Source organism: Polynucleobacter sp. MWH-Jannik1A5 (assembly GCF_018881795.1).
Classification (GTDB): Bacteria; Pseudomonadota; Gammaproteobacteria; order Burkholderiales; family Burkholderiaceae; genus Polynucleobacter.
Genome location: NZ_JACVPQ010000001.1, coordinates 1,116,876 through 1,135,565 on the forward strand (window position 1 = coordinate 1,116,876; position 18,690 = coordinate 1,135,565).

Consider the following 18,690-nt stretch of genomic DNA (forward strand, 5'->3'; position numbering starts at 1 on the left):
AATTTCAATGTGCCATGCAGTTTAAGGCCAAATTATTCAAAATGCTTATTTAGGCACTATTTTGCCAAAACCTCTGGATTAGCCCTGTATGCCTATAAAATTTGGCCTATGGATCTAATTTTGTTACTAAAAGCAGTCATTCTGGGAGTGGTAGAGGGATTAACGGAGTTTTTGCCGATCTCCAGTACAGGGCACCTCATTTTGGTTGGTGACTTACTGGACTTTAATGACGAACGCGGCAAAGCCTTCGAAGTCATCATTCAGTTTGGCGCCATTTTGGCAGTGTGTTGGGAGTTCCGAGAAAAGCTTCTCAAGGTTATTACCTCCTTTTCCGAAAGCGCTCAGTCTCGCCGTTTTGTGCTCAATTTACTGATTGCTTCTATCCCGGCAATGGGCTTAGCCTTTTTATTTGGCAAGTACATTAAAGCAGTACTGTTTTCACCCATTCCGGTAGCAAGCGCTTTTATCGTAGGTGCTCTCATTATTTTTTGGGCGGAGGGTCGTCAGAAAAAAATAACCACTACTAGTCACATCAAAACAGTAGATGACTTAAGTCCCTTGGACGCACTCAAGGTTGGCTTGGCACAGTGTGCCGCCTTAATTCCGGGGACATCTCGTTCTGGTGCAACAATTATCGGCGGCATGTTGTTTGGTTTGCCGCGTGCAGTGGCAACAGAGTTCTCCTTCTTTTTGGCAATTCCAGTGATTGGTGGTGCGACAGCTTATGAGTTACTTAAGCTCTGGAAGGCGCCTGTAGTATTTTCTGGAGAATTCTCCTTAGCGATTGCAGTAGGCTTTGTATCTGCCTTTATCTCTGCTTTCGTGTGTGTCCGCTGGCTAATTCATTATGTAGCGCACCATAATTTCATCCCATTTGCTTGGTATCGCATCGCTTTTGGGTTGCTAGTTTTATTTACCGCATATAGCGGACTCATTGCTTGGTCGCATTAATTTCACTAACACTCTAAATTAAAGTTCAAGATCAAAATGGATGTATCAATAGACGCTATTACCAATAATATTCAGCTGGCGTTAGCCCCAGTGTTTTTATTGACTGCAGTTGCCACTTTGATTAACGCGATTTCTGGACGCTTGGCACGATCAGTGGATCGCATGCGTGCAATTCGACATGCTATTGATCGCGGTGAGGTAACGGATGCAGCACTCCTGGCGCATATGAATAAAGAGGCGGACGAGGCTAAAGCCCGTGGCCGTCTTTGTACGGCTGCCATCTTTTTTGATGTGCTCAGCGGGGTATTTATCTCATTAACTGTATTGGAGTTGTTTTTCTTTCAAGCGGGTGCGGTACGATCACTACAAACAACGTATGTGATTTGGACATTTGTGCTGGGCCTCGTTTTTTTCATGACCTCTTTATCCATCGTTTTGACTGAGGTAGTCTATGCCTATCGATCAGCCGGCTGGAATAATCCAAAATAAGTAAAAGACTTATTTCTTTAAAATATTACTTTCTATAAAAGTCTGACTATGAACAAAATCCTCATCACCGGCGGCGCAGGCTTTTTAGGCTCCCACTTGACCGAAAAACTTCTTAAAGAGGGCAATGATGTTTTGGTAGTAGATAACTACTTCACTGGCTCCAAAGAGAACTTGGCCCATTTACTACCTAATCCACGCTTAGAGCTCATGCGTCATGATGTGACTTTTCCGCTTTATGTAGAAACTAATCAAATTTACAACTTAGCTTGTCCCGCATCCCCAGTGCATTATCAGCATGACCCTGTACAAACAACCAAGACCAGCGTTCATGGCGCTATCAATATGCTGGGCTTAGCTAAGAGAACTCGGGCGCGGATCTTGCAAGCATCTACTAGTGAGGTCTATGGTGACCCCGAAGTGCACCCTCAGCCAGAAGAGTATTGGGGCAAAGTCAATCCCATTGGAATCCGCTCTTGCTACGATGAAGGTAAGCGCTGCGCTGAAACCCTCTTTTTTGACTACAACCGTCAACACAATTTAGATATCAAAGTTGTACGTATTTTTAATACTTACGGCCCACGCATGCATCCTAACGACGGCCGAGTGGTGAGTAACTTTATTGTGCAAGCACTGCAAGGTAAGGACATCACCATCTATGGAGATGGTCAGCAAACCAGAAGTTTTTGCTATGTCGACGACTTAATCGATGCTATGGTCAAAATGATGAACTCTGAACAAGGTTTTACTGGGCCAGTCAATATTGGCAACCCAGGCGAGTTCACTATGCTCCAGTTAGCGGAAGCTGTTCTGAAGCTCTCTGGTAGTAAATCGAAGATCATTCATCAGCCATTACCATCAGATGATCCAAAACAGCGTCAGCCTAATATCGAATTAGCCAAAGCGAAGCTTGGCTGGCAGCCTAAGGTCAATTTGGAAGATGGTCTAAAAGAGACTATTGCTTACTTTAAGAAGGTTGTGGGGTAAGTCGTTGAGTAAAGTGGATAGCACGACTCCAGAAAAGCATTTTGATCGTATCCGTTCATTTGTCCTCAGGGCTGGGAGAACAACTGCTGGACAACAGCGGGCTATCGAAGATTTGGGTCCTCAATTTTTAATCTCTTTTAAAGAAGCTACCCTCGATTTAGTAGGCGCTTTTGGTGGCTCAACTAAACCCAAGATTTTAGAGGTTGGTTTTGGTATGGGGGAGACTACTGCCAAGATCGCTGCATTACGCTCAGATGATGATTTCTTGGGAATTGAAGTTCATCCACCGGGGGTTGGTGCCTTACTCAAACTCATTGGCGAAAACCAACTCACCAATATACGAGTCATTCGACATGATGCTGTTGAGGTCCTTGAAAGAATGATTACCCCCAATAGCTTGGACGGTATTCATATTTACTTTGCAGATCCATGGCATAAGAAGCGCCATCACAAGCGTCGTTTGATTCAAGCTGAGTTTGTTCGTTTATTAGTTTCTCGCTTAAAGCTTGGCGCTTACTTGCATTTAGCAACGGATTGGCACAACTATGCAGAGCAGATGCTTTTGGTATTAAATGCAGAGCCCACTCTTCAAAATACTTCCAATGATTTGGTAAGAATTGAAACTTTTGATGTTTCGGATATCGCTAGAGCAGATGAAGTTCCAAATGAATTTAAGCCTACGCTAGTGCAATTAACTGCTCAGCATGCAGGGTATGTTCAAAGACCGGCTTATCGTCCTGTAACCAAGTTTGAAAACCGCGGCATCAAGCTAGGCCACGGTGTATGGGACTTGGTTTACAAGAAAAACGAAGTCAATCAAAAATAATCTAAGTTATTTATAAGCCTACGCAGACGTATTTCATTTCCAAATACTCGTCCATGCCGTAAACGCTACCCTCGCGACCTAAGCCTGATTGCTTGATGCCACCAAAGGGCGCTACTTCATTAGAGATAAGGCCTGTGTTGACACCTACCATGCCGTACTCCAGGGCTTCAGCAACTTTCCAGACGCGACCAACATCACGGCTGTAGAAATATGAAGCCAAACCAAATTGACTGCTATTAGCAAGCTTGATAACTTCCTCATCACTCTCGAAGGGGATAATTGGCGCTATAGGGCCAAAGGTTTCTTCGTAGGTAATGAGCATTTGGCTATTTACATTGGATAGGATGGTTGGCTCGTAGAAATTTTTACCCTCAACCGATGGTTTGCCGCCAGTGACGAGTTTGGCTCCTTTGCTCAATGCATCGGCAACATGTTTTTTGACCTTTTCGAGTGCGGCAGTTTCAATCAAAGGCCCTTGGGTGATGCCGGCCTGCATACCATTGCCCACCTTGATCATTTCAAGTGCTTTCGCAAACTTCTCCACAAAAATATCCTGTACTTTTTTGTGAACATAAAAGCGATTGGCGCACACACAAGTTTGACCTGAATTTCTAAATTTAGAAGCCATAGCGCCGGTCACGGCAGCATCGATATCGGCATCTTCAAAAACAATAAAGGGAGCATGACCGCCTAACTCTAGCGCCAGCTTTTTCACCGTCGGGGCACATTGCTCCATGAGAATGCGGCCAACCTCTGTAGAGCCTGTGAATGAGAGGTGGCGAACCGTAGGTGAAGAGCAAAGGGTTTTACCAATTTCAATGGATTGATTGGCATCAGCAGTCACAATATTAATCACACCATTCGGAATGCCGGCACGCTTACCAAGCTCTGCTAGCGCCAATGCAGATAATGGTGTGAGCTCAGCAGGCTTAATCACAATTGTGCAACCAGCAGCCAGCGCCGGAGCAATCTTGCGGGTGATCATCGCAATCGGAAAGTTCCAAGGGGTAATGGCTACACAAACACCGATCGGTTGCTTGATAACCATCAGTCGCTTATCGCTCCAAGTCGTACTCAGAATAGAGCCTTCAACTCTTTTTGCCTCTTCGGAAAACCACTCCACAAAGGAAGCGCCATAAACAACTTCACCCGCTGCCTCGGTCAGCGGCTTACCTTGTTCAAGCGTCATGAGAGTGGCTAGATCTTGGGTGTTCGCAATAATGAGATCGAACCACTTACGCATAATGGAGGCACGCTCTTTTGCAAGTTTGTTGCGCCATTCTGGTAATGCCCTCTCTGCGGCGGCAATAGCACTGTCGGCATCTACAGTTTCTAGATTCGCAACGTTGGCAATGATTTCATCGGTAGCAGGGTTATTGACTGTAAAGGTCTTTTTGGAGCTAACCCAGTTGCCATCAACAAAAGCCTCTTCTTTGAATAGGCTTGAATCTTTTAATTGAGTGCGGATATCTATTTTTTGCATGATGTCTAACCTTGGTATGGATGCAAATCATTTTATCCCCTTATAAATAAAAAAGCCTCCGGGCTTGCATGCCTGGAGGCTGGGGTATGAAAATGTGGAAAGCGGTATTAGCCTGCCTGTATCTCAACACTCCGCAGTTTTTGGGCAAGCAGGTCAAGCACGCCATTAACGTATTTGTGCCCATCAGTGCCGCCAAAGGTCTTAGCGAGTTCAACCGCCTCATTGATAGCTACCTTGTAAGGTACGGAGAGATCGGCTGCTAACTCATAAGCGCCAATGAGTAACGCAGCATGTTCAACTGGGGAGAGTTCATTGATAGGGCGATCTAATGCTGGAGTAATGATTGCCTCTAGCTCATCTGTTTTGGCTAAAACGCCATCAAAGATACCTTGGAAGAGATCAAGCTGGCAACGACGAAACGCAGGATCCTCGGATAGCTGTTTAGCAATAGCTGCCCCGTTCGGAATGCTGCCAGCACGGCGCATCACGAGGCTTTGATATACGCCTTGAAGGGCATATTCACGAGCACGGCGTCGCGGCGTTAAAGAGCGCTTAACAGGAGCCTTGGCATCCTTGGATGCCACTAAGTTTTCTGGATTAGGAATAGATTTGGACATGTGTTTGCTTATTCTTGGCTCGAGTTAATTTCGATATCAATGTCCGGCGTCAGCGCTAGCGCTAAATTAGCCATTTCAACTACCGCTTGAGCGCACTCGGCACCTTTGACTTCGACACGTGCAAGTGCCTGTTCATCTGTGTCACAAGTTAATACCCCGTTTGCAATTGGCAAGCCAGAGTCAATCGAGATGCGTGTAATTCCAGCCGCAGATTCGTTGGAGACCAATTCAAAGTGATAGGTTTCACCGCGAATCACTGCGCCAAGCGCAACCAATCCATCGAACTCACCAGTCTCAGCAAGTTTTTGTAGGGCAAATGGAATCTCCAATGCACCTGGAACGGTAACTAGTTTGATATCGGATTGATGAACGCCTAAGGAGATAAGTTCATTAATACAAGAGTTTGTTAGCGCTACGCAATGATCTTCGTTAAAGCGCGCTTGTACAACGCCAATACGTAGATCTTGACCATTTAAATCGGCCTCTAATACACCTACAAAATCATTGGTGGAATCGGTCATAGTGCTTTTCTAAAGTAAGGATTAAGAGTTGTGAGAATCGCTAGGCTTGAATGGGGTATAGCCTGTTACTTCAAGCTTGTAACCAGATAGGCTTGGCACTGGACTTGGGTTCGCTAGCAAACGCATTTTGCCAACGCCAATATCTTTCAGAATTTGTGCGCCAATACCATAGCTTCTGAAATCCGTTTTACGGGCCAACGGTTTTTGCTCAGCATCCTGAGAGTGGTTTAACTTTTGAAATTGCGCTAGCCAATCACTGTCGCCAGGAGCGGCAATGCCAGAAGCATTTAATAAAACCGCTACACCCGCAGGTGAGGCTGCAATTTTTTGAAGTGCTTGAGCTAGTGGCCAAGAATGGGTGCTGACATTAGAGTCCAAGAAGTCTAAAACAGTTACAGGCTCATGAACGCGAACAAGGGTTTCTTGTGCTTCAGATGGCTTGCCATGCACTAATGCAATATGAATACATGAGCTAGGTGTATCGCGATAAATGATGCCTTGAAATTTCCCCCAGGGGGTCACAAATTCTCGGGAACCTTCACGCACTACAATACTTTCATGTTGACTACGGTACTTGATGAGATCAGCAATACTGCCAATCTTTAATTGATGTTCTTTAGCAAACTCAAGTAAGTCGGGAAGGCGGGCCATGCTGCCATCGTCTTTCATGATTTCGCAAATAACAGATGTGGGTGAGCAACCAGCCATTGCTGCTAGGTCACAACCTGCTTCTGTGTGGCCAGAGCGAATCAATACACCACCAGGTTGCGCCATTAAAGGAAAAATATGACCAGGTTGTACTAAATCACTGGGTTTGGCATTTGGCGCCACTGCAGTTTTGATCGTGAGCGCGCGATCTGCTGCAGAGATACCAGTGGTTACGCCGGTAGCTGCCTCAATTGAGACTGTGAAATTGGTGCCCATCGAGGTGCCGTTGTCTCTCACCATTAGCGGCAGGTTGAGTTGTTGGCAACGCTCACGAGTCAGTGTGAGGCAAATGAGTCCGCGTCCATGCTTGGCCATGAAATTAACCGCTTCCGCAGTGACGTGATCTGCAGCCAGCACCAAATCCCCCTCATTCTCACGATCTTCTTCGTCGACAAGGATCACCATTTTGCCGGCGCTGAGGTCGGCAATGATTTCTTCGGTGGAGGCTAGGGTATTTAGCATAGCCCTCTATTTTAAGCTCAGGAGAGGGTATCCGTGAGGTCTCACAGCAATATCCCGCCTTTCAGACGGCAAGAGCCCAACAAGATGGTTTTATCTGGTCTATGCCCCCTAGAAAATGGCCTGTGACCATTCGGGACCATGAACCCTCAACTAATGGCAGTGCCAGGCCAAATGGCTTCATTTTGCTCGAGGTTTTGGTAGCGATGAGCTTGATCATGGGTTCTTGGATGACGGCCACTCATAGCTATCAGAAGTTGGTCCTGATTTTGCTGCAGCAAGAAAGGAAACGATCTCAATTGAGGACAGAATTGGATGCATATGAAATTGCGAGCGTAAAAAATGACGCTACTCGAGTGTCTGGTAGGAATCACACTTTGCGCACTTCTACTAAACCCGCTATTAAAGGTCAGCGCACATTTAGCAGCGAAACAAATGGAATATGAAAAAACCCAAGCATTCATTTCCGAAGCAGAGCGTGCATTTGAGTTAATGGGTAGAGCAATTCGAATGGCCGGTTATCAAAATATCAAGAATGTTCAAACAATAAGAAAAACAGATTCATCGCAGTCAGTTATTCAAATAAATAAAAAAGTGGGTTACCGAGGTTCGGATTCATTGAGTATTCAGCATGGCTTATCTGATGGTGTAGATTTTGATTGCATTGGCAATGTTCTAGATAAAGAGCGAACCAGAAAAGATTTGGCATTTCAAGGATTCACTGTCGATCGACAAGCTGGTATTGCCAAAGGCAAAAAAGTGGCTGGCGGCTCACTCATTTGCCAGTCACTTGATCGCCAGGGAAGAATCCAAAACACCACTTTGATGAATGGCGTAAATCACCTGCTTATTGAGGAGCTCGCCGACCTCCAGGCCAATGGCAGCAGTAGTCAAAAGCTTTATAAGTTGAGTTTGCAAATGACAGACGGGGCTTTCATTCAGGTCGATTTAGAAAGAACCTTTGCCACAAGGAACTTACGATGATTCTGGCATGGATCGCCTCTTTGTTATTGCTGTGTTCATCTTTAATTACTCATATAGAAAAACTAAGTACATTGCGCATGATTGAGGTAAACACGATAGAGGTAGCTCAGAAAAAATTTATTGCCGCTGAAAAAGTAGTGCAAGAATGTGCGCAACACATCACTGCGCTATCAACATTGAAAAGTAATCAGTGTTTCATTAAACCTGCTGGAAACCAGCGCTGGCTAATATCAAGTAAAGAAAAGCCGGGCATTGAGATTGGCATTCTGGTTGATGAAAAAACCGGCTCAGTTATTCGCATTAATTGGCGTCAAGTATTTGAATAAACAATCCGGTTGCCAATGCGGATCTACCTTGTTGGAGTTGATGGCGGTTGTGTTGATTATCGCCATCACTGTAACGATGAGCACACCTTTGTTACAAGAGCAAATTGCTGCTCGTGAGATTGATACCATCGCGCGCCGTTTTATTGCCCATGCGCACTTCGCGCGCGGGCAAGCTTTGCATATTGGGCAGCCTGTGCAAATGACTCCAGTCAATGGCGGCACTTGGGAGGCTGGATGGGTAGTGCAAAGTGGGTGTGTTGACAGGCGGTTCAATAACAATTGCCAGGCCAAAAACTGGTTTTCCCAAGCAAATATCGAACCTGTTTACTTTAAGGGTGGAGGCAAGCAATTTACCGACCTACATTCCGGCAGGAGAGGAATTCTATTTAATCCTGCAGGAGCAGCAAAGACAGCGCAAGGCGGGTTTGTAGCCAACCGCTTGATTCTGGGCCATCAGCAGGCGCCTCACCTTGAACGGCAAATGATTTTGGGTAGTGGCGGGCGATGGAGAATCTGCGATCCCTCCAGAGATGTAAAGTGCTGCCATTGAATGGTTTAATAGACCCTATGTACAGCGCAGTTGACCACCAATGGATGAGCGAGGCTTTAGTCCAAGCTCAAAAAGCCCTTTATCTTTCCAATCCGAACCCGCGGGTGGGATGCGTCATTGTCAAGGATAGTCAAGTCATTGGAAAAGGCTTCACTCAAGCAGTTGGTAAAGCGCACGCAGAAGTGCAGGCGCTGGCAGATGCCAAGACGCAAGGCAATGATGTCTCCGGCTCCACCATTTATGTCACCCTTGAGCCATGTAGTCACACAGGTAGAACACCACCATGTGTTGATGCTCTCATTGCTGCTAAGCCCGCTAAAGTCATCGTGGGTATGTCTGATCCCAATCCTCTTGTCGCTGGTAAAGGTCTAGAAAAATTAAGAGTGGCTGGTATTGAGGTGCAGTGCGGGTTGCTAGAGTCTGAAGCGCAGGCGCTCAATCGTGGATTTATTTCAAGGATGACTCGTGGTTTACCGTGGGTACGCATGAAGATTGCCGCTAGTTTAGATGGCAAGACTGCGTTGCCAGATGGTCAAAGTCAGTGGATTACTGGCCCACTAGCAAGAGCGGATGGACATCACTGGCGCGCACAAGCATGCGCCATTGTGACCGGTGTTGGAACGGTGAAAGAAGACGATCCCAGTCTCAATGTGAGAGACGTAGAGACGCATAGACAGCCGGTGCGTATTACTATTGATTCCAAATTAGAAACTCCACCAACAGCCAAGATTTTGCACAATCCAGAGTTGTCTGAAGTCATGATCGTGTGCGCTAGCTTGGATAGCGCCGAGATGCAAGCAAAGGCGAAGTCGTTCGAAGGGCGCGGCATCCAGGTGATTGCGATGGCAAATGCATTCGGCAAAGTAGATCTGCCAGCATTATTTTCCTATCTCGCCAAAGAGCGTGAGATGAATGAAATTCATATTGAGGCCGGCTTTAAGCTCAATGGCTCCATGCTCAGAGAAGATTGTGTTGATGAACTTTTACTTTATTACGCCCCATTTTTAATGGGCGAGGGTATTGGCATGGCCAATGTGGGTCTGATGAATTCCTTAAGTAATCGTCAGAACTGGCAGGTCATTGATCAAGCACTTTTTGGCCCTGACCTGCGTTTACGTTTAATTAAGAACTAAAATTACTACATGTTTACAGGAATCATCACCGCAGTCGGCCAGATTAAAAGCGCTCAAGCAAAGGGCGACGGCCTCCATCTCGTTGTAGAGGTGCCAGAGAGTTATTTGGATGACGTTGCCTTGGGTGACAGTATTGCAATCCAAGGTGCGTGCATGACAGCAACTCAGTTAACCGGCAATTCCTTTGCTTTGGATATTTCTCGCGAGTCTCTTAATAAAACAGTGGGCCTAGATAAAGTGGGCCCAGTTAATCTGGAGAAAGCCTTACGTTTAAATGATCGTCTAGGCGGACATTTGGTTAGTGGTCACGTTGATGGTGTTGGCAAAGTAGTCCACTTTTCGCAAGTGGCCAATGATGCTTATGGCTCTTGGCTTTTGCAAATTGAGGCACCCAAAGAGCTTGCACCGTTTCTTGCCTACAAGGGCTCTATTGTCGTAAATGGTGTTTCACTCACTGTCAATAAAACAGAAGATAGTGCAAGTGCTTGTGTAGTAGATATCAATATCATCCCTCACACCTTGCAAAACACTACCTTGGGTAAGCTTGTAAAGGGGGATGCAGTTAATCTAGAGATAGATCTGATTGCGCGGTATGTCGCGCGCATGCTTGAGACCCAAGCAAAATAACTATCTGGTTTTTTGATAGCGAGTCGGGTCGCTCACACCAGCCTGTTTAAAGCCTGCTTGTCTTAGGCGGCAAGACTCACATTCACCACAGGCTTCGCCCAAGTCGTTTGCTTGATAGCAAGATACTGTTTGTGAGTAGTCCACACCCATAGTGCTACCCAATTGAATGATTTGCGCCTTGGTAAGGTCAATGATGGGAGCATGTACCCGAAAGCGGTTTGCATCATTGATGGCTTCAACACCAGCCTTGGTGGCAAGGTTGGCCATGTGTTCAAAAGATGCCACGTATTCTGGCCTGCAGTCTGGATACCCCGAGTAGTCAACGACATTGGCGCCGTAAAAAACATCTAATCCACCGAGAGATTCAGCCCAGCCTAATGCAAGTGACAACAAGATCGTATTGCGTGCGGGCACATAGGTCACTGGAATCTCTTGATCTTTGCCAGGCGTAATAGGCACAGCGATGGAAGAGTCGGTGAGGGCTGAGCCACCAAAACGCGTGAGGTCTAAATTCACTACTTCGTGACGTGCAACACCAATTTGTTTGGCGATGTGCTTTGCAGCAGCAAGCTCTGAAGAATGGCGTTGCCCATAGCCCACTGAAAGAGCATATGGTGTGTAGCCTAAGTCTTTGGCTAACGCGAGTACGGTCGTAGAGTCTAGGCCGCCAGAAAATAGAATGACAGCTGGAGCGCCCGCTTTACGAGGTGCAAGTGATTCAAATGCAGCTGACAGCTTAGACATGAATATTAAAGGCCTTACTTCGTTCCAGCGATCAATTGCTGTGCATCTTTAGCAGCATCTGTATCTGGATACTTGGCAATAATTTCACTGAAAGTTTTTTTGGCCGCTGCCTTATTGCCACTCTCTAATTGGGCGTTACCTAATGTCACCATCGCAGCGGGTATGCGCGGATGATTTGGGTAGCGCTTAATTAAGCTTTGCAATTGATTGATTGCGCCTGTGTAATCTTTATTGGCGTATTTGCTGTTACCACTCCAGTAAAGCGCCAGAGGTAAGTAAGGGCTTTTTGGATACTTGGCAGCAAATGCAGAAAAACTTTCATCTGCTTTCTTTAGATTGCCAGCCTGAAATGCTTTCAATGCATCGTCGTAAGCTTTTTTCTCGCCAGGCTGAACTGTGCCACTTACGCCTTCAATCGTCGCTGTACGGGGCTCAAAATTACCCAAGCGTGTATCCAGATCCTGGTAGTAAGTTTTCTGGCTGGTGTTAATGTCTTCACCTTGCTTCTCAAGCTCTTCTACTTTGCCACGTAGCTCTGCATTCTCAGTTTTGAGCTTGTCGATTTGTCCTTGCAACTCAAGCTGAGTGGTGGCAAGAGACTTTCGAAGATCCAGAATGGCCTTACGAGCTTCATCGTCGGAAAAAAGGGCCCAAGCACTATTCGATGCACCTAAGCAAATGAGGGCGGCACTTAAACAAAACGCTCGTGAGAGCGTTTGTTTTACTGAGTGAGAAAGCGTCATCATTAGTTGGTGATGTAAACAATGTCAGCGCGGCGATTTTGTGCCCATGCTGCTTCGTTATCGCCTTCCGCTTTTGGTTTTTCTTTACCAAAGCTTACTGCTTCCATTTGGTCGTCAGACACACCCATCAGGTTTAATGATTTACGTAATGCATCTGAACGACGTTGGCCTAGTGCCAAGTTGTATTCGGCTGTGCCACGTTCATCAGTGTTGCCTTGAATAATAACTTTTTGTTTTGGATTGGCTTTTAAGTAGCTTGCGTGTGCAGACAACATTTTTTGATATTTAGTCTGAACGGTGTATTCATCAAAGCCAAAGTAAACGCTCTTGTCAAAAAGAGGGCTATTAGGATCGTTCCATGGCTGTGAGCCGAATTTTCCACTACCACCACTTCCATTTGCGCCGTCAACATCATCTAGCTTCACGCTAGAGCATGCTGCCATGAGAAAAGCGGCAGCGCCGACGATGGCGAATGTCGCTGCACGACGTGCGATAGAAATCTTCATGAATTTTCCTTTTTCCTACAAGCTGAATGACAAATTAACTAATAAAGCCGCTCCAAAGGAGCTGATAGTTAATATTATGCCCCCAAGAACATCAAAAGTGACTATTTAAGCCCTGAAAAAGGGTTTGCTTGAGTTTGGTGCGCTTTATCTCTTCTCATCAGTCCATAAATGGACCCCAGGATGGCTGACGTACATCAGACCCTGGAATGCTGAGCACCTGTTTGGAGTTTCCATCTACCGAAACAGCGGCTAGGACTCGCTTGCCACCCACTTTGGTGGAGTAGAGAACATAGCGGCCATTGGCGGCAAAGGATGGGGATTCATCGCTACTGCCGTCGGTAAGGGCTTGAGCGTCACCTGTAGCCAAATTCAGAATATAGAGACGATATGCGCCGCCAATGTTGGCAATGTAAGCCAAATACTTTCCGTCTGGCGAGATGCGAGGTGAGGTGACAAAACCTTGTTTGAAGGTCACGCGTTTGACGCCTTCAGCTTGTTCGCCATCAGCACTCATGCGATAAATTTGTGGGTTACCACCACGATCACTTGTGAAGTAGATATAGCGACCATCAGCTGAATACTGTGGTTCAGTATCAATTGTGTTGCCACGAGTTAAGCGATGTAAACCAGTTCCGTCCGCATTGATGCCATAAATCTGTGTGTTGCCATCTTTAGATAATGAGATCGCCAATTTTTTGCCATCCGGTGACCAAGCTGGTGCGCTGTTATTTCCTTTTTGATTGGAAAGAGAAATACGACGACCAGTTGCAAGCTCATGAACGTAAATCACAGGCTTACGATCTTCGAAAGAAACGTAGGCTACTTTTTTACCATCAGGAGACCACGATGGGGAGATGATGGGTTCGCCGCTATTCATCGCATTACGAATATTTTGACCATCAGCATCTGAAATGACTAAGCGATAGCGCTTGCCATCCTTGATGACATAAGAAAGGCGGGTAGAAAACACGCCACGCTCGCCTAGTAATTTAAAGATGATGTCATCAGCAATCTTATGTGCCGCAGCACGTAAATTGTCTGCGCTGGAATTTAGGTTTAGCCCACCAAGGCTTAAGCTCTTACGAACATCAAATAACTTATAGTGAATCTCAAATTGTGCGTTACCGGTTTGTACTACAGAGCCCACTACCAATGCATCGGCACCACGTGCTGCCCAAGATTTGTAGTTAGGTGTACCTTCATCGCTTTCAACTCCATTGCCGTTTTCAGTATTTTTAAAGTAACCACTGCGGGCTAAATCTTGACGAATGATTTCAGTAACGCTAGTTGGTAATTTGTTCTCATCTTTAAAGCGCATCACTGCGATTGGATAAAGTGATTGACCAACACCAGTGATTTCAATATTCATTTGCGCGAATACGGGTGTTGCAATGCTGAGTAGCAATGCGACGATTGCCACTTTGTAAGACATTACTCTGGATTTCAATAGAATCGCCAAATGCAGCATGCTTTAGTCCTTGGGTTTAAAGGTCAGTTTTACTTCGCGTTGCGGAATTTTGCCATTGTCGTCTTTTGGCAGACTCTCTGCACGTGAAAGAGCGAGTAATACAGCCCGATCCCAACCGGCATTGCCGCTAGATGACTGAATGCTGGTGCTCAAAATCGCACCATCCGGAGCGAGCGTTACCAAAATCACTGCTGCAGGATTCCCGCTTACGGATTCTGGGTTAAAGACAATCAATGGCTTCACCTTTTTAATGACTTTATCCGTCCAGCCTGGAGGGGCATTACCACCGCCACCAACTCCGCTGCCGACTGTGCCACCACTGCCACCCTCAGCGCCAGCCGCTGCACGCAAACGTGCTAATTGATCAGCGCGCGCTTTTTCTGCAGCAGCATTTGCTTTTGTCTCAGCAGGAGATTGTGCTTTTGGTACTTCAGCTTTTTTTGGCTTCTCAGGCTCTTTTTCTTTTGCCTTCTCTTTTGGAGGGGGCTTGACCGCCTTTGGCGTTTCTTTCACTTCTTTTTTAGGAGGCTCTTTTTCTACCTTCTTTTTCTTAATGGCAATGTCAGCAGCTTCTTCTTTCATTTCCGTTTTAAGTTCTGGCTCGGGTGGTGCTTGAACTTGTGGAGTGGAGTCCCAGAGTTCTACTTCTACACCTGAAGATGTGCTGTTGTTCCAGCTGATACCAATCATTAAAAATGCTAGCAATCCTAGATGTGCTACCAAGGAAAAAGTAAAGGCACGTTTAGTGCTCTCTTGCTTAGTAAAGCGACCTCGCTTGAACGGCGAGAAGGATGGCTGAAAAGTGGGGGCGCTATTCATGGGCGATTAAAACAAGCCTCTAAGCCTTATTGAGTCTTGACCGCAAGGCCGACGCGCTTCACGCCATTCTCTTTGAGCTTGGACATCACTTCCATCACTGTTTCATATTTAATGGATTTATCAGCTGCAATCACAATTGGTTGCTCTGCAGATTTTTCTGCTTGTGATCGAGCAAATGCGCCGAGTTCAAACTTATTAAGTGTTTGTGTTGGGTCACCATCTTTTTTCACGATGACATTTTCATTTGCATCGATAGTCAAAAAGACAGGTGGTAAAGATTGCACTTTCGCGCCACCAACGGTAGGCAAGTTCACGACCCCAGGATTAACCATGGGTGCGGTGACCATAAAGATCACTAACAGTACCAACATCACATCGATATACGGAACGACGTTAATGTCGGACATTGCCCGACGTTTGTTTTTGCGCAAGGAGGAGCCGGCCATGGTGAATTACTCCTTAGCGACCAGCAGTTTGACGTTGCAAGATGTTGGTGAATTCTTCGATAAAAGTTTCAAAGCGAATAGAGAGGCGATCCACATCGGTAGCTGCGCGGTTATAAGCAACGACTGCTGGAATTGCTGCAAACAAACCAATCGCAGTTGCAACGAGTGCTTCGGCAATACCAGGGGCGACTGCTGCCAAGGTGGCGTTTTGGACGTTAGCCAAACCGCGGAAGGCGTGCATGATGCCCCAAACAGTGCCAAAGAGGCCGATGTAAGGAGAGACTGAGCCTACGGATGCCAAGAACGGCAAGTTGGCCTCAAGGGCATCCATTTCGCGTTGGTAGGTGGCTTTCATGGCGCGGCGGGCAGCATCGATCTCCCGACCCTTGGTGAACTCCTGCATGCCAGCCTCAAAAATATGCTCCAAGACAGCATCGCTGCGGGTATTGCGCTGGGCAGCCTCTAGAAGGGTGTTCAGGTCTCCACCGGACCAAAAATCCCGCTCAAAGCGCTCGGTATCTTGTCTAACCCCCCGTAAAACCGCTGTTTTCTTGAAAATGATGGTCCAAGAGGCAATCGACATGCTGAGTAATAACAACATTACCAACTGTACTAATAGGCTGGCATTGAGGACTAGGGAGAGGAATGAGAGGTCTTGTGTGGAGGTCATGATGGATTTTGTATGATGTAGGTTGATTTTACTAAGTTAATTTACTCAGCAATCCAACTTCATCAGGATTATCACCATGTTTGACCGTCAAAACACCTTAGCCAAAACAGATCCCCAGCTATGGGAAGCCATTCAGAACGAAAACAAGCGTCAGGAAGACCATATTGAGCTTATTGCCTCTGAGAACTATACCTCTCCAGCGGTGATGGCAGCCCAGGGTTCCCAGTTGACCAATAAGTACGCTGAAGGCTATCCGGGCAAGCGTTACTACGGTGGCTGCGAATTTGTGGACGTTGCTGAGCAATTGGCGATTGATCGCGTAAAGGCTTTGTTTGGTGCTGAGGCGGCGAACGTGCAACCGCATTGCGGTGCATCTGCCAACCAAGCAGTATTTTTGGCGTTCTTAAAACCCGGTGATACGTTTATGGGTATGAGTCTTGCCGAAGGTGGTCACTTGACTCACGGTATGGCTTTGAACATGAGCGGTAAATGGTTTAACCCAATTGCTTACGGCTTAGATAAAAATGAAGAAATTGATTACGAGCAAATGGAGCGTTTGGCTCGTGAGCACAAGCCTAAATTAATTATTGCTGGTGCATCCGCTTACTCAAAGAAAATTGATTTTGAGCGCATTGGTAAATTAGCAAAAGAAGTGGGCGCGATTTTTATGGTCGACATGGCTCACTACGCAGGTCTGGTAGCAGCGGGTGTTTATCCAAATCCAGTGCCACACGCAGACATCGTTACTTCAACTACTCACAAGAGTTTGCGCGGCCCACGTGGCGGCATCATCTTGATGAAGGCTGAGCACGAGAAGGCGATTAACTCTGCGGTATTCCCAGGCTTACAGGGCGGGCCTTTGATGCATGTGATTGCTGCTAAAGCAGTAGCATTCAAAGAGGCAGCAGACCCAGGCTTTAAAGATTATCAAAAGCAAGTAGTGGCTAATGCCAAAGCATTAGCTGAAACATTAATTGCTCGTGGCTTACGTATTGTTTCTGGTGGCACTGATTCTCATGTGATGTTAGTTGACTTACGTGCAAAGAAAATGACAGGCAAGGAAGCAGAGCGTGTTTTGGGTGAGGCCCATATCACTTGCAACAAGAACGGCATTCCGAATGATCCAGAAAAACCAATGGTGACGAGTGGTATTCGTTTGGGTTCACCGGCGATGACAACGCGTGGATTTAAAGAAGCTGAGGCAAGACAAGTTGGAAACTTTATTGCTGATGTTTTGGACAATCCAAATGATGCAGACAACATTGCTAAGGTGCGCGCACAAGTGGCTGAATTAACCAAACGCTTTCCGGTATACGGTTAAGCAATTTAGCTAAGGCGAGAACACCCTTTGCGCTGCCCTTTTTGCCATAACGACGATACCCAGGTGTTAGACACTCGGGTATCGGACGAGGGCGATACTATTCGCCGTCGTCGCCGTTGTGCCAAATGCGACAAACGTTTTACTACCTACGAGCGTGTTGAACTCGCGCTACCAGCGATTGTGAAGAAAAATGGTAGCCGTGTGGAATATAGCCACGACAAGTTAGCAAGCTCACTGAAGCTGGCTTTACGTAAACGCCCAGTCTCGTCAGATTCGGTTGATGAGTCGATTGCCCGCATTGAAGAAAAACTCCTCAGTCTCGGTGAAAAAGAGATTCCTAGTGAGCGCGTTGGTGAGTTGGTGATGCGCGAACTCAAGCGCTTAGACAAAGTCGCCTATATTCGCTTTGCATCAGTCTATAGAAGCTTTGCAGATATTGAATCATTTGAGAGTGCTCTAAAAGAACTGAAGTAAGAAGCCTTTACAAAGAATGAAGCAAATAAAAAAGGACTGCATTGCAGTCCTTTTTCTTTAGCAAATGCTAATGTGGGAAGCATTACTTCAAGACAGCAAAAATCGAAGCGGTAATATCTTCAACGCTGCCAGTGCCGCTGACCTTGCGATACGCTGGCGCCTTCACCTTGTCTGCTGCGTTAGCCTGTGCGGCCCATGAGGAGTAGTACTCCACCAATGGACGGGTCTGATCATCGTACACCTGTAAACGCTTGCGTACAGTTTCTTCTTTGTCATCGTCACGCTGAATCAAATCTTCACCAGTGACATCATCCTTACCAGCTACTTTTGGTGGGTTGTATTTGATGTGATAGGTGCGGCCAGATGCAGGGTGAACACGACGACCACCCATGCGATCGATAATGGCATCAAATGGCACGTCGATTTCTAAAACATAATCAATTGGTACGCCAGCATCTTTCATTGCTTGTGCTTGTGGAATAGTTCTTGGGAAGCCATCAAACAAATAACCTTTGCTGCAATCAGGTTGAGTAAGGCGATCTTTTACAAGGCCAATGATGATGTCATCGGAAACTAAGCCGCCAGCATCCATAATTTTTTTGGCAGCAATACCCAATTCAGTTCCCGCTTTCACAGCAGCGCGCAACATATCGCCTGTTGAGATTTGTGGAATAGCGAACTTTTCGCAAATAAATTGAGCTTGTGTGCCTTTTCCAGCACCTGGTGCACCGAGCAGAATCAACCGCATTGTTTTCCCCTTAGAAGAGCTGTCATTGTCCCGTATTTTGTTGGGCTCATGAATATGTAATGCCTAGGATTATCCCCGAGAAGGGTGGCCATA

General features: G+C 46.3%; 23 protein-coding genes. 11 read left to right on the plus strand and 12 right to left on the minus strand.

Annotated elements, in window-relative coordinates; translation table 11 throughout:
* Nucleotides 1–108 precede the first annotated feature (108 nt).
* Genes ICN23_RS05660 through trmB form a run of 4 tightly spaced genes read left to right on the plus strand, consistent with a single transcriptional unit; the run spans nt 109 to nt 3,250 of the window.
* Nucleotides 109–951: an undecaprenyl-diphosphate phosphatase gene (locus ICN23_RS05660; protein WP_216231265.1), complete on the plus strand. Its 843-nt coding sequence runs from the start codon at nt 109–111 to the stop codon at nt 949–951.
* Between the two features lie 36 nt (nt 952–987).
* Nucleotides 988–1,440, plus strand: coding sequence for a DUF2721 domain-containing protein (locus ICN23_RS05665; RefSeq protein ID WP_216231266.1), 453 nt, complete (start codon nt 988–990; stop codon nt 1,438–1,440).
* Between the two features lie 48 nt (nt 1,441–1,488).
* Nucleotides 1,489–2,424, plus strand: coding sequence for a UDP-glucuronic acid decarboxylase family protein (locus tag ICN23_RS05670; RefSeq protein ID WP_216231267.1), 936 nt, complete (start codon nt 1,489–1,491; stop codon nt 2,422–2,424).
* Nucleotides 2,425–2,428: 4 nt separating this feature from the next.
* Complete coding sequence (gene trmB, locus ICN23_RS05675) at nt 2,429–3,250, plus strand: tRNA (guanosine(46)-N7)-methyltransferase TrmB (RefSeq protein ID WP_255532711.1); 822 nt, start codon at nt 2,429–2,431, stop codon at nt 3,248–3,250.
* A 10-nt stretch (nt 3,251–3,260) separates the two neighbouring features.
* Here the strand turns inward: trmB and ICN23_RS05680 are convergent, their stop codons facing one another.
* The 4 genes from ICN23_RS05680 to ribBA all read right to left on the minus strand — a co-directional run bounded on the left by ICN23_RS05680 (nt 3,261) and on the right by ribBA (nt 7,041).
* Nucleotides 3,261–4,733, minus strand: coding sequence for an NAD-dependent succinate-semialdehyde dehydrogenase (locus tag ICN23_RS05680; RefSeq protein WP_216231269.1), 1,473 nt, complete (start codon nt 4,731–4,733; stop codon nt 3,261–3,263).
* A gap of 107 nt (nt 4,734–4,840) precedes the next feature.
* Nucleotides 4,841–5,350 (minus strand): transcription antitermination factor NusB, encoded by a 510-nt coding sequence (gene nusB, locus ICN23_RS05685; protein ID WP_216860544.1) that lies wholly within the window; start codon nt 5,348–5,350, stop codon nt 4,841–4,843.
* 8 nt (nt 5,351–5,358) lie between these two features.
* Complete coding sequence (ribH, locus tag ICN23_RS05690; RefSeq protein ID WP_216231270.1) at nt 5,359–5,871, minus strand: 6,7-dimethyl-8-ribityllumazine synthase; 513 nt, start codon at nt 5,869–5,871, stop codon at nt 5,359–5,361.
* A 21-nt stretch (nt 5,872–5,892) separates the two neighbouring features.
* A complete protein-coding gene (gene ribBA / locus ICN23_RS05695; RefSeq protein WP_216231271.1) occupies nt 5,893–7,041 on the minus strand; it encodes a bifunctional 3,4-dihydroxy-2-butanone-4-phosphate synthase/GTP cyclohydrolase II in 1,149 nt (382 codons plus the stop codon).
* A gap of 339 nt (nt 7,042–7,380) precedes the next feature.
* Between ribBA and ICN23_RS05700 the strand changes: the two genes are divergently transcribed.
* Genes ICN23_RS05700 through ICN23_RS05720 form a run of 5 tightly spaced genes read left to right on the plus strand, consistent with a single transcriptional unit; the run spans nt 7,381 to nt 10,658 of the window.
* The gene (locus ICN23_RS05700) at nt 7,381–8,022 is read left to right on the plus strand and encodes a hypothetical protein (protein WP_216231272.1); all 642 of its coding nucleotides are present in this window, start codon (nt 7,381–7,383) and stop codon (nt 8,020–8,022) included.
* On the plus strand, nt 8,019–8,348 hold the full coding sequence (locus ICN23_RS05705) for a hypothetical protein (RefSeq protein WP_216231273.1): 330 nt from the start codon (nt 8,019–8,021) through the stop codon (nt 8,346–8,348). Before ICN23_RS05700 ends, ICN23_RS05705 begins: the two co-directional genes overlap by 4 nt.
* On the plus strand, nt 8,341–8,898 hold the full coding sequence (locus ICN23_RS05710) for a GspH/FimT family pseudopilin (protein ID WP_255532712.1): 558 nt from the start codon (nt 8,341–8,343) through the stop codon (nt 8,896–8,898). The genes ICN23_RS05705 and ICN23_RS05710 overlap by 8 nt, the downstream gene beginning before the upstream one ends.
* Nucleotides 8,899–8,915: 17 nt before the next feature.
* Nucleotides 8,916–10,031, plus strand: a complete 1,116-nt coding sequence (gene ribD, locus ICN23_RS05715; RefSeq protein WP_216231274.1) for a bifunctional diaminohydroxyphosphoribosylaminopyrimidine deaminase/5-amino-6-(5-phosphoribosylamino)uracil reductase RibD — start codon at nt 8,916–8,918, stop codon at nt 10,029–10,031.
* Nucleotides 10,032–10,040: 9 nt separating this feature from the next.
* Nucleotides 10,041–10,658 carry a riboflavin synthase gene (locus tag ICN23_RS05720; RefSeq protein ID WP_216231275.1) on the plus strand — a complete coding sequence of 206 codons (618 nt, stop codon included), beginning with the start codon at nt 10,041–10,043 and terminating at the stop codon, nt 10,656–10,658.
* On the opposite strand, the gene queC is transcribed toward ICN23_RS05720, so the two are convergent.
* The 7 genes from queC to tolQ form a co-directional block, all read right to left on the minus strand.
* Nucleotides 10,659–11,402, minus strand: a complete 744-nt coding sequence (gene queC, locus ICN23_RS05725) for a 7-cyano-7-deazaguanine synthase QueC (RefSeq protein ID WP_216231276.1) — start codon at nt 11,400–11,402, stop codon at nt 10,659–10,661.
* 14 nt (nt 11,403–11,416) lie between these two features.
* Complete coding sequence (gene ybgF / locus ICN23_RS05730; protein WP_216231277.1) at nt 11,417–12,148, minus strand: tol-pal system protein YbgF; 732 nt, start codon at nt 12,146–12,148, stop codon at nt 11,417–11,419.
* The gene (pal, locus tag ICN23_RS05735; RefSeq protein ID WP_216231278.1) at nt 12,148–12,651 is read right to left on the minus strand and encodes a peptidoglycan-associated lipoprotein Pal; all 504 of its coding nucleotides are present in this window, start codon (nt 12,649–12,651) and stop codon (nt 12,148–12,150) included. Before pal ends, ybgF begins: the two co-directional genes overlap by 1 nt.
* A 157-nt stretch (nt 12,652–12,808) precedes the next feature.
* Nucleotides 12,809–14,083: a Tol-Pal system beta propeller repeat protein TolB gene (gene tolB / locus ICN23_RS05740; RefSeq protein ID WP_216231279.1), complete on the minus strand. Its 1,275-nt coding sequence runs from the start codon at nt 14,081–14,083 to the stop codon at nt 12,809–12,811.
* A 39-nt stretch (nt 14,084–14,122) separates the two neighbouring features.
* Complete coding sequence (gene tolA, locus ICN23_RS05745; protein ID WP_216231280.1) at nt 14,123–14,938, minus strand: cell envelope integrity protein TolA; 816 nt, start codon at nt 14,936–14,938, stop codon at nt 14,123–14,125.
* 26 nt (nt 14,939–14,964) lie between these two features.
* Nucleotides 14,965–15,384 (minus strand): protein TolR, encoded by a 420-nt coding sequence (gene tolR, locus ICN23_RS05750; RefSeq protein WP_215348372.1) that lies wholly within the window; start codon nt 15,382–15,384, stop codon nt 14,965–14,967.
* 13 nt (nt 15,385–15,397) lie between these two features.
* Nucleotides 15,398–16,054, minus strand: a complete 657-nt coding sequence (gene tolQ, locus ICN23_RS05755; RefSeq protein ID WP_216231281.1) for a protein TolQ — start codon at nt 16,052–16,054, stop codon at nt 15,398–15,400.
* Nucleotides 16,055–16,130: 76 nt separating this feature from the next.
* Here tolQ and glyA point away from each other — a divergent pair, with 76 nt between their 5' ends.
* Nucleotides 16,131–17,375: a serine hydroxymethyltransferase gene (gene glyA, locus ICN23_RS05760; RefSeq protein ID WP_216231282.1), complete on the plus strand. Its 1,245-nt coding sequence runs from the start codon at nt 16,131–16,133 to the stop codon at nt 17,373–17,375.
* Between the two features lie 27 nt (nt 17,376–17,402).
* A complete protein-coding gene (gene nrdR, locus ICN23_RS05765) occupies nt 17,403–17,849 on the plus strand; it encodes a transcriptional regulator NrdR (protein ID WP_068320514.1) in 447 nt (148 codons plus the stop codon).
* Nucleotides 17,850–17,931: 82 nt separating this feature from the next.
* Here nrdR and adk read toward each other — a convergent pair whose 3' ends face one another.
* The gene (gene adk, locus ICN23_RS05770; protein ID WP_216231283.1) at nt 17,932–18,597 is read right to left on the minus strand and encodes an adenylate kinase; all 666 of its coding nucleotides are present in this window, start codon (nt 18,595–18,597) and stop codon (nt 17,932–17,934) included.
* Between the last annotated feature and the right edge of the window lie 93 nt (nt 18,598–18,690).

Excerpts from the sequence above, each read along its gene's own strand:
- ICN23_RS05660 (WP_216231265.1), top strand. The coding sequence starts at position 109 with ATGGATCTAATTTTGTTACTAAAAGCAGTCATTCTGGGAGTGGTAGAG.
- ICN23_RS05665 (WP_216231266.1), top strand. The coding sequence starts at position 988 with ATGGATGTATCAATAGACGCTATTACCAATAATATTCAGCTGGCGTTA.
- ICN23_RS05670 (WP_216231267.1), top strand. The coding sequence starts at position 1,489 with ATGAACAAAATCCTCATCACCGGCGGCGCAGGCTTTTTAGGCTCCCAC.
- ICN23_RS05680 (WP_216231269.1), bottom strand. The coding sequence starts at position 4,733 with ATGCAAAAAATAGATATCCGCACTCAATTAAAAGATTCAAGCCTATTC.
- nusB (WP_216860544.1), bottom strand. The coding sequence starts at position 5,350 with ATGTCCAAATCTATTCCTAATCCAGAAAACTTAGTGGCATCCAAGGAT.
- ribH (WP_216231270.1), bottom strand. The coding sequence starts at position 5,871 with ATGACCGATTCCACCAATGATTTTGTAGGTGTATTAGAGGCCGATTTA.
- ribBA (WP_216231271.1), bottom strand. The coding sequence starts at position 7,041 with ATGCTAAATACCCTAGCCTCCACCGAAGAAATCATTGCCGACCTCAGC.
- ICN23_RS05700 (WP_216231272.1), top strand. The coding sequence starts at position 7,381 with ATGACGCTACTCGAGTGTCTGGTAGGAATCACACTTTGCGCACTTCTA.
- ICN23_RS05705 (WP_216231273.1), top strand. The coding sequence starts at position 8,019 with ATGATTCTGGCATGGATCGCCTCTTTGTTATTGCTGTGTTCATCTTTA.
- ribD (WP_216231274.1), top strand. The coding sequence starts at position 8,916 with ATGTACAGCGCAGTTGACCACCAATGGATGAGCGAGGCTTTAGTCCAA.
- ICN23_RS05720 (WP_216231275.1), top strand. The coding sequence starts at position 10,041 with ATGTTTACAGGAATCATCACCGCAGTCGGCCAGATTAAAAGCGCTCAA.
- queC (WP_216231276.1), bottom strand. The coding sequence starts at position 11,402 with ATGTCTAAGCTGTCAGCTGCATTTGAATCACTTGCACCTCGTAAAGCG.
- ybgF (WP_216231277.1), bottom strand. The coding sequence starts at position 12,148 with ATGATGACGCTTTCTCACTCAGTAAAACAAACGCTCTCACGAGCGTTT.
- pal (WP_216231278.1), bottom strand. The coding sequence starts at position 12,651 with ATGAAGATTTCTATCGCACGTCGTGCAGCGACATTCGCCATCGTCGGC.
- tolB (WP_216231279.1), bottom strand. The coding sequence starts at position 14,083 with ATGTCTTACAAAGTGGCAATCGTCGCATTGCTACTCAGCATTGCAACA.
- tolA (WP_216231280.1), bottom strand. The coding sequence starts at position 14,938 with ATGAATAGCGCCCCCACTTTTCAGCCATCCTTCTCGCCGTTCAAGCGA.
- tolR (WP_215348372.1), bottom strand. The coding sequence starts at position 15,384 with ATGGCCGGCTCCTCCTTGCGCAAAAACAAACGTCGGGCAATGTCCGAC.
- tolQ (WP_216231281.1), bottom strand. The coding sequence starts at position 16,054 with ATGACCTCCACACAAGACCTCTCATTCCTCTCCCTAGTCCTCAATGCC.
- glyA (WP_216231282.1), top strand. The coding sequence starts at position 16,131 with ATGTTTGACCGTCAAAACACCTTAGCCAAAACAGATCCCCAGCTATGG.
- adk (WP_216231283.1), bottom strand. The coding sequence starts at position 18,597 with ATGCGGTTGATTCTGCTCGGTGCACCAGGTGCTGGAAAAGGCACACAA.